The following is a 14,012-nucleotide window of genomic DNA, read 5'->3' as shown; positions in this document are numbered from 1 at the left end:
CCAGGCACATCAGGTGCTTTCCGAACTGGGGGTGAGCACCCCGGAACTCGACACGTTGGCCGCCGCGGCGCTGGCCGCTGGAGCCGATGGGGCCAAGCTCACGGGCTCAGGACTCGGTGGCTGCGTGGTTGCGCTGGTATCTTCAAGCGAGTCCGCTACTGCGGTGAGCCATGCTCTCACCACGGCCGGTGCGGCACGGGTGTGGACCTCCACCCTCGAGTCCCCGGCTGATCAGGGCGGACTCCAGTCCGTTCGTCAGGAAGAGGCCCTGTGACAGCGATCGCTCGCGCTCACCCGAACATCGCGTTGGTGAAGTATTGGGGTAAGCGGGACGAGGAGCTGATCCTCCCCGAAACCGGCAGCCTGTCCATGACGTTGGATGCCTTCCCGACCACAACCTCGGTGACGCTGACTCCAGACGCCGACGAGGACGTTTTCCTGCTGGGCGGCGAAGCCGTTGCAGGCAAGCCGCTCGAGCGCGTGGTGGCCTTCTTGGACCACGTGCGTACCTTGGCCGGCTCCACGAGCAGGGCTCGTGTCGAGTCGAGCAACGAGGTGCCCACGGCTGCTGGTCTGGCGTCGTCCGCGGCCGGATTTGCCGCGTTGGCCGTGGCCGCCGCGGCGGAGTACGGATTGGCTCTCTCCGAACGCGATCTTTCCCGTCTGGCCCGCCGAGGCTCGGGTTCGGCCTGCCGCTCCATCCCGGACGGCACTGGCTTCGCCATCTGGCGAGCCGGGACGGATGACCAGTCCTCCTACGCGGAGGCCGTTCCCGCTCCGGACCTGCGCATGGTGGTGCTGACCCTGGACGCCGGATCAAAGTCCGTTTCCTCGCGTGAGGGCATGCGTCGAAGTGCCGCCACGAGCCCGTTCCACGATGCCTGGGTGTCCTCGACCACCCAGACGCTGGTGGAGGCAGAGGCCGCCGCCGCGGCCGGCGACTTCACGACGCTGGGGGAGCTGACCGAGTCCAACGCGCTGCGGATGCACGCACACATCAACGGGTCCGTTCCTCCCATCCGCTACCTGGCCCCCGCCTCCATCGCGGCGTTCGACGCCATCGAAAGCTTGCGCGCCTCCGGTGTGGAGGTTTACGGCACAGCGGACGCCGGGCCGAACGTGGTGGCCGTATGCCGTCCGGGCGACGCCGACGCCGTGGCCGACGCGCTAGGTGAGATCGGGCCGACCACGGTGGTGGCGCCCGGGCCAGGGGCCCGATTGGTCAGTGCTGCGGTGGAGTGCGCCGAATGAGCGGCGTCATCGACCGTGCGGCGTTCATCGAGACCAAGGCGCCCGGCAAGCTCTTCATCGTGGGCGAGTATGCCGTGGTGGAGCCCGGGGAACCTGCCGTCCTGGTGGCCGTGGATCGCTTCCTCACCGTTCGGCTGACCCGCAGCGAGGGGGCCGGCCGGGTCCACTCGCCGGAGTACGGGAACCTGCCTTTGGTGTGGCGGCGCGACGGTACCCAGATCGTGGCGGATCACCACCCCTATGACTACGTGATGTCCGCGCTGTCCACAGTGGACCGGTTGCGCGCAGAGCGCGGCCTGGCGCCGGCGTACTTCGACCTGCACATCACCTCTGAACTCGACGACCCCTCAGGTCGTAAGTTCGGGCTCGGTTCCTCGGCCGCCGTGGTCGTGGCGACCATTCAGGCGCTGGATGCCTTCTATGGGCTCGGACTGAGCATCGAGGAGCGCTTCAAGCTCTCCCTGCTCACGGCCATTCAGGTGGCTCCCAAGTCCTCCGGCGGCGACATCGCGGCCTCCACCTACGGTGGCTGGATCCGCTACACGGCTCCCGACCGGTTCGCGTTGCGCGCCTATCTGAGTGAGCACTTGGTCTCCGAGACCCTGCAGGCGCCGGCCTGGGACGACTTCTCCGTGCGGGCGCTGCCCGCCCCCGCTGAGGCCGCGCTGTTGGTGGGCTGGACGGGTTCGCCTGCCTCCACCGAGGCGCTCGTGGACGGGATGACGCACCGGTCCCCGTCGTCTCACCCTGACTTCCAAGAATTCCTGGCCGCTTCCCGAGACAGCGTGGAGAGCTTCGCCAAGGCCCTGGAGACCGGGGACACCGAGACCCAGCTGCAGACGCTGCGTCGGGTGCGGCGGCTGCTGCAACGCCTGGGGAAGGCTTCGGGAACGCTGATCGAGACAGACACCTTGCGGCTGCTCTGCGAGTCCGCGGAGTCGGTCGGCGCCGCAGCCAAGCCCTCCGGCGCCGGCGGTGGTGACTGCGGCATCGTCTTGGTGCCCAACCATGTGGACGCTGCCACCATCACCGACGTGTGGACCCGTAACGAGATCCGCCCCTTGGACCTGCATGTCCATGGCGCCCGCCCGGGCGTGGATTCGGGGGTGAACCAGTGAGCAGCGAGCACCCCGGGCTTTCCGCGGCCGCCCCCCGCAAGGAGGACCATATCCGCCTTGCCGCCGAGCAGCAGGCCGCCGGTCCCCACCGGAACGACTTCGACGACCTCGAGTTCCTGCACCACGCGTTGGCCGGCATCGACGCCGACCGGGTGGATCTGACCGCCTCGGTCGGCCCGTTCACGTGGCCCGTTCCGGTGTACGTCAACGGGATGACCGGTGGAACCGACCATGCGCGCGAGATCAACCGCGCCCTGGCCGTGGCCGCACGCGAGACCGGCGCACCCATCGCTTCCGGCTCCCTCGGCATCGCCGTTGATGCCCCCGAGACGGCTTCCACCTTCACGGTGCTGCGCGAGGAGAACCCCGACGGTTTCGTCATGGCGAACCTCGGCGCGGGGCGCCCGGCGGAACACGCCAAGATCGCGGTGGACCTGCTCGCTGCGGATGCGCTGCAACTGCACCTCAACGCCGTGCAGGAGACCGTCATGCCGGAGGGTTCACGCGAGTTCTCCTCTTGGCTGACTGGCGTGGAGGCCACCGTGGCCGCCAGCCCGGTCCCCGTGATCGTGAAGGAGGTGGGGTTCGGGCTCTCCCGCTCCACCCTCATCACGCTGCGCGATCTCGGCGTTCAGGTGGCGGACGTCGCCGGAGTCGGCGGCACGGACTTCGCCAAGATCGAGGCCGGTCGTCGCCAGGACCCCTACGCGCACCTGATCGGCTTCGGACAGTCAGCAGCGTCCTGCCTGCTTGACGCACCCGAAGGCATCACGGTGCTCTCCTCCGGAGGCGTTCGCTCGCCCCTCGACGTGGCCAAGTCCCTGGCGCTCGGGGCCGCCGCTGCGGGGGCCGCAGGCCCCATGCTCGCCGCGGCCATGGAGGGCGAGGAAGCCGCCGTCGGGCATATGAGAACGTGGATCTCCAGGGTGAAGGACCTGTTGGCGTTACTCGGGGCATCCACCCCGCAGGCATTGACTTCCACGGATGTGCTGATCCGCGGGAACTTGAGAGAATTTGCGCAGCTGCGAGGAATCGACCCCCGCACCTACGCCCGCAGAAGCGAAGCGGGTCAGAGAACAGGAGAGACGCAGTGAGCGTTCACGATTCGGCGGTGACGCCGATTCCCACCAGCTGGGTGGGACCGATCCGCATCAGCGGCAACGCCGCGGAGGGCGAGGTCGAGGTGCCCCTGGCCACCTACGAATCCCCGCTGTGGCCGTCGGTGGGACGTGGCGCCAAGATCTCCCGCATGATCGAGGGCGGTATCCGCGTCACCCACCTTGACCAGCGCATGACGCGCTCTGTGCTCTTCGTGGCACCCACCGCGGCCGACGCGGCGGCCGCCACGGCCGTCATCGAGTCGCGCTACGACGAACTCGTCTCCGTCGTGACCGGACAATCTCGGTTCGCCAAGCTGATCGAGCTGCATCCGGAACAGGTCGGGAACCTGCTCTTCGTTCGCTTCGCGCTGCGCACCGGTGACGCATCCGGGCACAACATGGTCACCGCCGCAGCGGATCGGCTGATGGAAGCCATCCTGTCCTGGGGGCTTGCCCTGGAGTACGGGTCGGTGTCCGGGAACTTCTGCTCGGACAAGAAGGCCACCGGCGTCAACGGTGTGCTCGGCCGCGGCCACAGCGTCATTGCGGAGATCCTGATTCCGCATTCGATCGTTCAGGAGCGGTTGCGCTCCACCGCCACCAAGATCACGGACCTCGTGGTGCGCAAGGACCTGGTTGGGTCCATCGCAGCGGGCGCACTGCGCAGCGCCAACGCCCACTTCGCCAATATGCTGCTCGGCATCTACCTGGCCACCGGCCAGGATGCCGCCAACATCGTCGAGGGCTCCCAGGGCACCACCTACGCGGAGGCCCGCGAGGACGGCCTGTACTTCTCCACCACCCTGCCCAACGTCATCGTGGGCACCGTGGGTAACGGCAAGGATCTGCCGCACGTCGAGGAAGCTCTGACACGGATCGGGTGCCGCGAGGACCGCGAACCCGGCGCCAACTCCGCCCGACTGGCCGCGCTGACGGCCGCCATCGTGCTGTGCGGGGAACTCTCCCTGCTCGCGGCACAAACCAATCCCGGGGAATTGATGAGCACCCACACGCTCATGGAACGGAAACGAGCATGACCACCAGCATCGGAATCCACGACATCGCCTTCGCCACCACGCACCACGTGCTGGCGCTGGACGACCTCGCCAACGCCACCGGGGTGGACCCCAACAAGTTCAAGTTCGGGCTCGGCCAGGAACACATGAGCATCCCGGCCCCGGACGAGGACGCCGTCACCCTGGGCGCCGCCGCAGCCAAGCAGGTGCTTGATCGCCACGGCTCCGAGGGCATTCGTACGGTCTTCTTCGCCACCGAGTCCGGCGTGGACCAGTCCAAATCCGCCGGCGTCTTTGCTCACGGTCTGCTGGGTCTGCCGCGTGGTGTGCGTGTGGTCGAGTTCAAGCAGGCTTGCTACTCCGGGACCGCTGCGCTGCAGGCGGCCGTGGGGTTGGTGGCCCGTAACCCGCAGGAACGTGTGCTGGTGATCGCCTCCGATGTGGCCCGCTATGCCATCGATACCCCGGCCGAACCCACGCAGGGCGCCGGGGCCGTCGCGATGCTGGTCACCGCCGACCCGGCCATCGCCGTCGTGGAACCGATCAATGGTGTGGCCACCATCGACGTCAACGACTTCTGGCGCCCCAACGACTCCTCCACGCCTCTGGTGGCCGGAGCGCTTTCAGTGTCCGCCTACCTGGACGCTTGTGTCGCGGCCTGGGACGATTACGCGGCCCAGGGCGGAGTCGGCGTTGCAGAAATCGACCGCTTCGTTCATCACCAGCCCTACACCAAGATGGCGCGCAAGGCCCACAAGGCGATCGCAGAACATCTGGGTGTGGACTTGGGTGAGGAACTCATCGAGGAGTCCTTCATCTACAACCGCCAGATCGGCAACACCTACACGGCCTCGGCTTGGATCGGGCTGATCTCCCTGCTGCACCACAACCGCGAGTTGGCCGGGAAGCGGATCGGCCTGTTCTCCTACGGCTCCGGTTCCGTGGGCGAGTTCCTGACGCTGGCCGTTCAGGACGATTACCGGGCCGCGCTCGACGTGAACGCTGCAGTGGTCGGTCTGGACTCGCGTGTGCAGTTGACCTTCTCGGAGTATCGGGACGTGTATGCCGGTAGCGTTCAGGGTTCCGCGGATACCGTGACGCCCGAGTCCGGGGCGGCGCCGTTCCGGCTGACCGGTGTGGTCGAAGGCGCACGGCAGTACGCGCGAGTCTGATCCCTCTCACCCCTTCAGATTTCCCCCTTCGACCCAACGCGCCACGCGGGTCCCGCGCAGCGTTTCGGGTAGGAGGGGGAAATCTGTGTCCCGAAGGTCTTATCGCTGGAGGTGACGGCGCAGGTAGCGGCCGGTGACGGAGGTCGGGTTCCCTGCCACCTTGTCCGGGGTCCCGGTCGCGACGATGCGACCCCCGTCCTCGCCGCCGCCGGGTCCCATGTCGATGATCCAGTCCGCGTTGGCGATCAGGTCCAGATCGTGTTCCACCACGATCACGGTTGCCCCTCGCTGCGTCAGCCGGTCCAGGACATGGACCAGGGTGCGGACGTCCAGGGGATGCAGCCCCACGCTGGGTTCGTCCAGGACGAAGACGGCGTTGTGCTGATCGCGGTGAAGCTGATTGACCAGTTTCAGGCGCTGGGCCTCGCCTCCCGAGAGTTCCGGAGTGGCCTCGCCGAGGGTCAGGTAGCCAAGACCGAGTTCGGTGAAGGCCTGCAGCCGCTTGGAGACCTTGGGAAGGCCTCTGACGGCCTCCAGGGCTTCAGCGATGGTCATCTCCAGCACATCGGGGAGAGAGATCCCGTCGCGGCGGTGTTCCCTGGCGCTGTCCGCGAAGCGGCTGCCTCCGCACTCGACACAGGCGATGTCGATGTCGGGGAGGAATTGCACGTCCAAACTGATCCGTCCTGTCCCTTCGCAGCGCGGGCAGGCCAGGGAACCCGTGTTGTAGGAGAAGTCCGATGCCGTCAGGCCGGCCGCCTTGGCCGACTCTGTGTCCGCCCAGGCCTTGCGGAGTTCGTCCATGACCTTGGAGTACGTCGCCACGGTGGAGCGGACGTTGATGCCGATCGGCGTCGCGTCCACGACGTGGACGCGGGTTGCCTCGGGTGCGTCCAGCTCAACGACGTGTCCCGGCATCATGCCCGACGTAGTGTGCCCGCCCCCCGCCGCATGCGCTGCGATGGCCGGTACCAGGGAATCCAGCAGCAGCGTGGTCTTGCCCGATCCCGAGACTCCGGTGACAGCGGTGAGCCGGCCTACCGGGAAGGCGGCATCCAACTCGTGCACGGTGTGCACCGGTTCGGTCGCGATGCTGATGGTGCCGTGCTGGAACGGTTCGGGGGCCTGCTTCCTGACCACGATGTTCTCGGAACCGGTCAGGAAACCGGAGAGCCTGGAGCCGGGGGCGTTGCCGATGTCTGCGGGAGTTCCCTGAGCCACCACCGTCCCGCCGTCGCGCCCGGATTCAGGTCCGATCTCGATGAGATGGTCGGCCGCCTCGAGGACCTGGACGTCGTGATCCACGAAGACCACGGAGTTTCCGTCTTCCAACAGATCCTCCATGACCCCGAGAAGACCGTCCACGTTGGCAGGGTGCAGGCCGATGGAGGGCTCATCGAGGACGTAGAGCACGCCGGTGGTGGCATTGCGAACGGCCCGTGCGAGCTGGGTGCGTTGGCGTTCCCCTGTGGAGAGGGTGGAACCCGCGCGGTCCAGGGTCAGGTAGCCGAGTCCCAGCTGGACAAGGCGTTGGCCCATCTGGGTGAGGGTGCCAACAAGGCCGAGGGCCAGGGCCCGCATGCGCTGATCGAGTCCATCCGGAACCTGCTCCGCCCATGACAGGACGCTGTCGAGACTCAGCGCGGTGACCTCTGCGAGGTTCATGCCGCCTGTGGCTGTGCCGTCCGGGGTCACGTCAGCACCGATGAGCGGAGTGCGTGCCGTGTCGGAGAGCCGGCTGCCGTGGCAGTCCGGACAGGTTCCTGTGGTGAGGAAACGGTCCACACGCTTCAGGCGCTTTTCGTCCGTTGCCCTCTTCAACTCTTCCAAGACCGTGAGCCGGGCATTGCGGAACGTGAAGTCCAGATCATGCACGCCCTTCTTGGACGTGACGAAGATGTGCTTCTTCTCCTCAGGACCGTTGAGCACGATCTCGCGTTCCCAGTCCTCGAGGTCGGAGTAGGGGACGTCAGTTCTGACACCGAATTCGCGGGCGATGTCCGGCTGGACGTTGAAGCCGAACATGTTCCACGGGACCACGGCACCCTGGTCCAAGGTCTTGGACGGATCCGGCACCAAGGAGTCGTCGTCCACAGTGCGGGTCACGCCGGTGCCTTGGCAGGTGGGACAAGCACCCTCGGCGTTGAAGGCCAGTGCCTCGGCGCCGGGCGCATCGATCTGTTCCCCGCACACCGGACAGGGGAAGGCCGTCTCGGCGGCGACCGCCAGCGACGGCGGTGCACGGTGACCGTTGGGGCACACATGGGATCCCAACCGCGAGAACATCAGCCGAAGCACATTGAGGAGTTCGGTTGAGGTGCCGAACGTCGAGCGGACACCGGGGACCCCCGGCCGCTGTCGCAGCGCGAGGGCGGCCGGGACGTGCTCCACGGAGTCCACGGCGGCGCGTGGAGCCTGGGCCATGCGACGCCGCGTGTAGGTGGAGAGCGCCTCGATGTAGCGGCGTGAACCCTCCGCGTACAGCACGCCCAAGGCGAGCGAGGACTTCCCTGAGCCCGATACCCCCGCTATGCCCACCAGCTGTTGCAGCGGGACGTCCACGTCGAGATTCCTCAGGTTGTTGACCCGGGCACCGCGAACTCTGATCTCGGTGGGCACGGTGCGAGCCTTCAGAGGTTTCCGGTTCCGATGATTCCGTGGCGATCCCATGCCGCCATGCTACGTATATCTCCCGATCGCTGAGTTCCTAGCTACCGCATAACCGGCCGAGCGCAGTGAATCCGCGTGTCCCAACACCGGTCACGGCAGCGTGGGCCCCATGACGGAGCCGTCCTCGCGCTTGAGTCGGGTCATGTGGGAGAAGGATGGGCGGCCCGGCAGCACCGGACCCTGATCGGCCAAGGCGACGGTGACGGGGCCGCCGTCCAGCACCACCTCATAGGCCTGCGAACCGACGAAGAACGTCACCGGGCGTGACCCCAGCTCCACTTCCGCCTCCAACGCGGAGGAGGTCAATCGGAACCGCACCCTGGTCCCTGCCCGGGCCAGCCGGAACGTGAGCCCCTCCCAGGATGCAGGAAGCCGTGGGGAGAAGCGCCATGAACCGTCGTCGTCGCGAAGCCCGGCAAAGCCGTTCACCAAGGCAGCCCACACCCCGCCGGTGGAGGCCACATGCACGCCGTCGGACGTATTGCGGTGCAGGTTGTCCAGGTCCACACGCAGTGCGTGCTCGAAGTACTCCAGCGCGAGATCCGCGTATCCGACTTCGGCCGCGATGATGGACTGGACCGCTGCAGACAACGTGGAGTCTCCGGTGGTCAGCGGGTCGTAATAGTCGAAGTCGGCCTTCTTCTGCTCCAGGGTGAAGCGTGAGGAGCGCAGCAGCAAGGCGAGGACCGTGTCCGCCTGCTTGAGCACCTGGTACCTGTAGAGCACCAACGGATGGTAGTGCAACAGCAGCGGCCTACGGCGCTGGGGTGTCCCTGGAACGTCCCAGACCTCCTTGTCGAGGAAGGACTCGTCCTGCGGGTGGATGCCGAGGTTCTCGTCGTAGCCCACGTACATCCCCTCGGCCGCGGCGGCCCAGGCGTCGGGCTCGGCCGAATCCAGTTGCACGGCCTCGGCCAACTCGGTGTAGCGTGCGGGACTGCGCTTCTGCATGCTCCGCACCACGTAGGCAGCGACCTGCAGATTGAACGCAGCCATGACGTTGGTGTACGTGTTGTCGTTGACCAGCGCCGTGTATTCGTCGGGTCCGGTGACGCCGTGGATGTGGAAGTGCCGTCCGTCGGAGGAGGTCCTCCAGAATCCGAGTGAGGTCCACAATCGGGCCGTCTCCACCAGGACCTGCGCCCCGCCGTGGGACAGGAATTCGGGGTCGTCGGCCACCCGGATGTACTGGGCCATGGCCGCCGCGATGTCCGCGTTGATATGGTACTGGGCGGTTCCGGCGGGGAAGTATGCGCCTGCCTCGTCGCCGTTGATGGTTCGCCACGGGAACAACGCGCCGTGTTCGGCCAACTGTCGGGCTCTCATGCGGGCCTTGGGCAGCATGTTGACGCGCGCCCGCAGGGCATTGCGTGCCCACTGCGGGTTCGTGTACGTCAGGAACGGGACCACGAAGATCTCCGTGTCCCAGAAATAGTGGCCGGAGTAGCCGTTGCCGCTGACCCCCTTGGCGGAGATCCCCAGCCCGTCCGCGCGGGCCGAGGCCTGGGCCAACTGCCACAAGTTCCAACGCACGGAACGCTGCTGCTTGGCGTCAACACCGTGGATCTCGACGTCCGAGCGCTCCCAGAAGCCCTGCGCCCAGCGGCGCTGCTGTCGATAGAGATCGGACACGCCGATTCGTTGTGCGCCCTTGACGGAGCGCAGCGCACGCTCGCGCATCTCCAGGGCGGATTGACGCCGGGAGGAGTGATAGGTGACGTACTTGACCAGCCGGATGCTCTGCCCCGGCTCCAGATCGATGTCCGCCCAGGTATCCACCCGATCCTCGGCCCTGCGGGTACCGGTGCGGGGATGATGATGATCGCCGGACGGGTAGCGGAAGTCGTGAGCTGCTGCCGCGGCCACGGTCATGCCGGAGTTGCGGACGCGGAAGGAGAGCACATCGGTGTCCTCCTCATGATTCGCCCCTGACGGGACCAGCGGGTGCTCCGCCGTGCGTTCGGACTTGCGGGGATCGGCGATAGTGGCCGACGCGTCGTCGGACTGCGCGGGGGACGGCACCGCATCCGCGGCGCCGGGATCCACCAAGGTGGATCGCAAATGGATGTGGGCGGCGCGATCGAGCGGGCGGACCGTGTATTCGTACATGGCCAGGTGACGTTGCTCGAAGGAGACCAATTGCCGGACCTTCACGTTGACGCGGTCACCGCGGGCGGTGCGCCACTGCGTCGTACTGGTCAAGGTGCCGTCGCCGAAGTCGATCCGCGTGTCGGTGAAGTCGACCTCGGTGCGGCCCAGTTCCAGGGCCTCGTCGTCCACGTAGATGAGGAAACCGGCCGCGTCAGGGGCGGCGATCATGGTCTGCCCGGACTCGGCCTGACCGTAGGAGTTCTCTGGGTAGGTGATCTTCCATGCCTCGTAGAGTCCGTTGATGAAGGTGCCCTCGCGCTGACGTCCGCCGTCAGCTCCCTGCCACTTCACGCCGAGGTAGCCGTTACCGGTCGCGAAGACGGTCTCGTCCTCCGGGGAGGGGGAGCGCTCGGCGCGCGCGGTGGACAGGGACCAGGGGTCGGCGTCGGCATTCTGGTTGTCCATCACGAGTTCGCCGAGGTCGTTCACCACGACGTCGGCTCCTGCCGCCTCGAGGATGGCAGGTGAGGCCTCCCGGGCCACACCCACCACGAGTCCGAAGCCGCCTGCCGCGCCGGACCGAACGCCGGAGACGGCATCCTCCACCACGATGCATTCCTCGGGAAGCCAGCCGAGTTCTTCAGCCCCGGCCAGGTAGGTGTCAGGTGCCGGTTTGCCTGGCAGTCCCTGCTCTGCGGCGACGATCCCATCGACGATCACGCTGAAACGGTGGTCGATCTCGGCCGCGGCCAACACGGAGCGGGCGTTGCGGGACGAGGAGACCACAGCCACCTCGAGGCCGCACTCCACCACATGATCCAGGAAGGCCAAGGAACCCTCGTACGGGGCCACTCCCTCTGTATCGAGGATGTGACGGAAGGCCGTGTTCTTCTGGTTTCCCACCGCACAGACGGTTCCGAAGCCGGGAGTGTCCTCAGGGGTCCCCTCCGGCAGATCGATACCGCGGTCCAGCAGCACGGAGCGGACACCGTCGTAGCGCGGTTTGCCGTCCACCAGATGCAGGTAGTCGTCGTCGGTGAAGACGGAATCCAACCCCACATGGGCGAAGAGGTCGGTGAAAGTGGCCTTCCATGCAGCTGTGTGCACGTCTGCCGTGGGGGTGAGTACGCCGTCGAGGTCGAACAGCACCGCACGGAGATCACGCAGCCGGAGGGGGAAATTGCTGGTCACGGTGTCCTTCCCACGAATGGGGTCACAAAAGTCAGTGAGACGGCACGGGGACGCTCGCGCACCGTATTCGGCAAGACCAAACCTAGGAAAGGGAGTCCTGCCGGTCAAGCATCCGCCTGCCCGTAGACTGGGGGCATGTTGGATTGGGAGACGGCCTCCACCGCGACGAAGGTGACCTTGCTCGGGGCGTTGTCCCTGATGGGACTGGGGATCGTCGTCGCGATGATCGGCGTCGCAACGGACGCCAAGTTCGTGATCTTCACCGGTGTCGGGATGATGGCTCTGGGCATCGTGACCCACCTGGTGGGTTACGTTGTACGCTTCTCCGCCGCGCGTCAGACGCTGCGTTCCCGGACCCCACAGAAATCAGACACCCGGAAGGGGAGCAAGCGTTGAGCATCAACACGGAATTGCAGGGCAGTGCCTATCCGCCCGCTGCGCCTTATCAAGTGGGACGGGAGAAGCTTCGGGAGTTCGCGCTCGCCGTGGGTGCAACCCACCCCGTGCACACCGACATCGACGCCGCCCATGCGGCCGGGCACGCGGATCTCGTCGCGGCTCCGACCTTCGCCGTGATCATCGCCCAACAGGCGGAGGCCGCCTACATCACCGATCCGGCCTCCGGGATCGACTTCTCACGCGTTGTGCACGCCGAGGAACGTTTCACGCACCACCGACCCATCGTGGCTGGCGACGAGATCACCGCGACCGTACACGTGGACCGCGCCCGTGCCGTCGGCACCGGTGGCATGGTCACCACTCGCACGGAGCTCGTGGATGCCGCGGGCGAGCCGGTCTCCACCGTGCTCTCCACCCTGATGGTCCGAGGAGAGGACTGATATGACCACGCTCAGCATCGCGACCTTGGAGAAGGGCCAGCAGCTCTTCTCCACCACGTACTCCTTCAACCGCGGGGACCTGGTCCGTTACGCGGGTGCCTCGGGGGACCTGAACCCCATCCACTGGAACGACCGCTTCGCCACGGAGGTTGGACTGCCCGGCGTCATCGCCCACGGCATGCTGACCATGGGCACCGTGGTCCAAGCTGTGACCGATTGGGCGGGGGACCCCACCGCCATCGTGGACTATCAGACGCGTTTCGCGGCCATGATCCCCGTCGCGGACCCGGAGGGTTCCAACCCCTCTGACGCCGAGGGCACAGAGATCGCCGTGGTCGGCACGGTGGGGAAGGTGGACCCGGAGGCCGGTACCGTCCGGGTGGACCTGACCGTCACCCTCGGCGACGAGAAGGTGCTCACCAAGGCGCAGGCCCTCGTGGCGCTGGGGACCGCAGGGGCCGCCGCGTGACGGAAACCCGCCTGAGTTCCCTGACCACCATGGGCGTCGGAGGCCCCGCAACCACACTTCTGGAGGCCGAAGACCGCGAGGCCGTCGTGGACGCCATCCGTGCCGCGGACGCGGAACACACCCCGCTGCTGATCGTCGGCGGCGGCTCCAATCTCGTGGTGGACGATGCTGGGTTCCACGGCACCGTGGTCCGCATCGCGACCAGGGGAGTGGACTTCGGGGAGGTCGATCCCACGTCCGGGTCCAGCCTGGTCACGGTGGAGGCAGGCCACCCTTGGGACGAGTTCGTGGAGCAGAGCGTCATGGAGGGCTTCTCCGGCCTCGAGGCGCTCTCCGGGATCCCGGGTTCGTCCGGCGCGACTCCGGTCCAGAATGTCGGAGCGTACGGCGCGGATGTGTCGCAGCGCCTGGTCCGCGTCACCGTGTACGACCGCGGTACGGACCAGGTCAAGGAACTCGGAGTGGGCGATCTTCGCCTGGAGTACCGCGACTCCATGATCAAGCGCAGCATCGACCATGGCGCCCCGCGCTATGTGGTGCTGGCGGTGACCTTCCAGCTCTTCGCCACGGAGGAGGGCCGCCCCGTGGCCTACCAACAGCTGGCCGACGCACTCGGTGTGGAACTGGGCGATCGCGTCCCGGCCGCACTGGTGCGCCAGACAGTGCTGCGCCTGCGCGGTTCCAAGGGGATGGTGCTTGACCCGGAAGACGCGGACACTCGATCCTGCGGTTCCTTCTTCACGAACCCCATCGTGACCAAGGACAGCGCGGCGTCCCTCCCGGAGGACGCACCACGGTTCCCGGTCCCCGAGTCCTCCGACCGGGTCAAGCTCTCCGCAGCGTGGTTGATCGACCACGCTGGCTTCCACAAGGGCTTCGGTCTGGAAGGCACTCCTGGCCAGGCCATCGCCGGAGGCCGGGCATCACTGTCCACCAAGCACGCGCTTGCCGTCACCAACCGCGGTGAGGCCTCCAGCGAGGACATCCTCGCCATCGCGCGTGCCGTGCGTGACGGGGTGGAGCAGGCCTGGGGGATCAGGCTGGAGCACGAGCCGCAGCTGGTGGGCTGCACGCTCTGACATTCCTGGCCGGTGA

Annotated in this window: 11 protein-coding genes and 1 pseudogene; 10 read left to right on the top strand and 2 right to left on the bottom strand. The window is 67.0% G+C overall.

Annotated elements, in window-relative coordinates:
• The 6 genes and pseudogenes from Q0A15_RS00535 to Q0A15_RS00510 all read left to right on the top strand — a co-directional run.
• A pseudogene (locus Q0A15_RS00535) lies at positions 1-274 on the top strand (hypothetical protein); the annotation flags it as partial.
• Positions 271-1,251: a diphosphomevalonate decarboxylase gene (gene mvaD, locus Q0A15_RS00530; RefSeq protein ID WP_291277584.1), complete on the top strand. Its 981-nt coding sequence runs from the start codon at positions 271-273 to the stop codon at positions 1,249-1,251. The pseudogene Q0A15_RS00535 and the gene mvaD, both read left to right, overlap by 4 nt.
• Positions 1,248-2,369 (top strand): phosphomevalonate kinase, encoded by a 1,122-nt coding sequence (locus tag Q0A15_RS00525; protein ID WP_291277583.1) that lies wholly within the window; start codon positions 1,248-1,250, stop codon positions 2,367-2,369. Before mvaD ends, Q0A15_RS00525 begins: the two co-directional genes overlap by 4 nt.
• A complete protein-coding gene (fni, locus tag Q0A15_RS00520; protein ID WP_291277582.1) occupies positions 2,366-3,463 on the top strand; it encodes a type 2 isopentenyl-diphosphate Delta-isomerase in 1,098 nt (365 codons plus the stop codon). The genes Q0A15_RS00525 and fni overlap by 4 nt, the downstream gene beginning before the upstream one ends.
• Positions 3,460-4,506, top strand: coding sequence for a hydroxymethylglutaryl-CoA reductase (locus tag Q0A15_RS00515; protein WP_291277581.1), 1,047 nt, complete (start codon positions 3,460-3,462; stop codon positions 4,504-4,506). The genes fni and Q0A15_RS00515 overlap by 4 nt, the downstream gene beginning before the upstream one ends.
• Positions 4,503-5,657, top strand: coding sequence for a hydroxymethylglutaryl-CoA synthase (locus tag Q0A15_RS00510; RefSeq protein WP_291277580.1), 1,155 nt, complete (start codon positions 4,503-4,505; stop codon positions 5,655-5,657). The genes Q0A15_RS00515 and Q0A15_RS00510 overlap by 4 nt, the downstream gene beginning before the upstream one ends.
• Positions 5,658-5,756: 99 nt before the next feature.
• On the opposite strand, the gene Q0A15_RS00505 is transcribed toward Q0A15_RS00510, so the two are convergent.
• Together Q0A15_RS00505 and Q0A15_RS00500 are read right to left on the bottom strand one after the other, a co-directional pair.
• Complete coding sequence (locus tag Q0A15_RS00505; RefSeq protein WP_291277579.1) at positions 5,757-8,276, bottom strand: excinuclease ABC subunit UvrA; 2,520 nt, start codon at positions 8,274-8,276, stop codon at positions 5,757-5,759.
• Between the two features lie 141 nt (positions 8,277-8,417).
• On the bottom strand, positions 8,418-11,609 hold the full coding sequence (locus Q0A15_RS00500) for an HAD-IA family hydrolase (protein WP_291277578.1): 3,192 nt from the start codon (positions 11,607-11,609) through the stop codon (positions 8,418-8,420).
• Positions 11,610-11,744: 135 nt separating this feature from the next.
• Between Q0A15_RS00500 and Q0A15_RS00495 the strand changes: the two genes are divergently transcribed.
• From Q0A15_RS00495 to Q0A15_RS00480, 4 genes are read left to right on the top strand one after another with little or no spacing between them, the layout of a single operon-like run.
• A complete protein-coding gene (locus Q0A15_RS00495) occupies positions 11,745-12,005 on the top strand; it encodes a hypothetical protein (RefSeq protein ID WP_291277577.1) in 261 nt (86 codons plus the stop codon).
• Complete coding sequence (locus Q0A15_RS00490; RefSeq protein ID WP_291277576.1) at positions 12,002-12,448, top strand: MaoC family dehydratase N-terminal domain-containing protein; 447 nt, start codon at positions 12,002-12,004, stop codon at positions 12,446-12,448. Before Q0A15_RS00495 ends, Q0A15_RS00490 begins: the two co-directional genes overlap by 4 nt.
• 1 nt (position 12,449) lies before the next feature.
• Complete coding sequence (locus Q0A15_RS00485; protein ID WP_291277575.1) at positions 12,450-12,917, top strand: MaoC family dehydratase; 468 nt, start codon at positions 12,450-12,452, stop codon at positions 12,915-12,917.
• Positions 12,914-13,996, top strand: coding sequence for a UDP-N-acetylmuramate dehydrogenase (locus tag Q0A15_RS00480; protein ID WP_291277574.1), 1,083 nt, complete (start codon positions 12,914-12,916; stop codon positions 13,994-13,996). The genes Q0A15_RS00485 and Q0A15_RS00480 overlap by 4 nt, the downstream gene beginning before the upstream one ends.
• Positions 13,997-14,012: the final 16 nt, after the last annotated feature.

It is taken from the genome of Galactobacter sp. (assembly GCF_022712295.1).
Lineage (GTDB): Bacteria > Actinomycetota > Actinomycetes > Actinomycetales > Micrococcaceae > Galactobacter.
The sequence above is the reverse complement of the archived record's forward strand: the minus strand, read 5'-3'. Positions and strand labels throughout refer to the sequence as shown.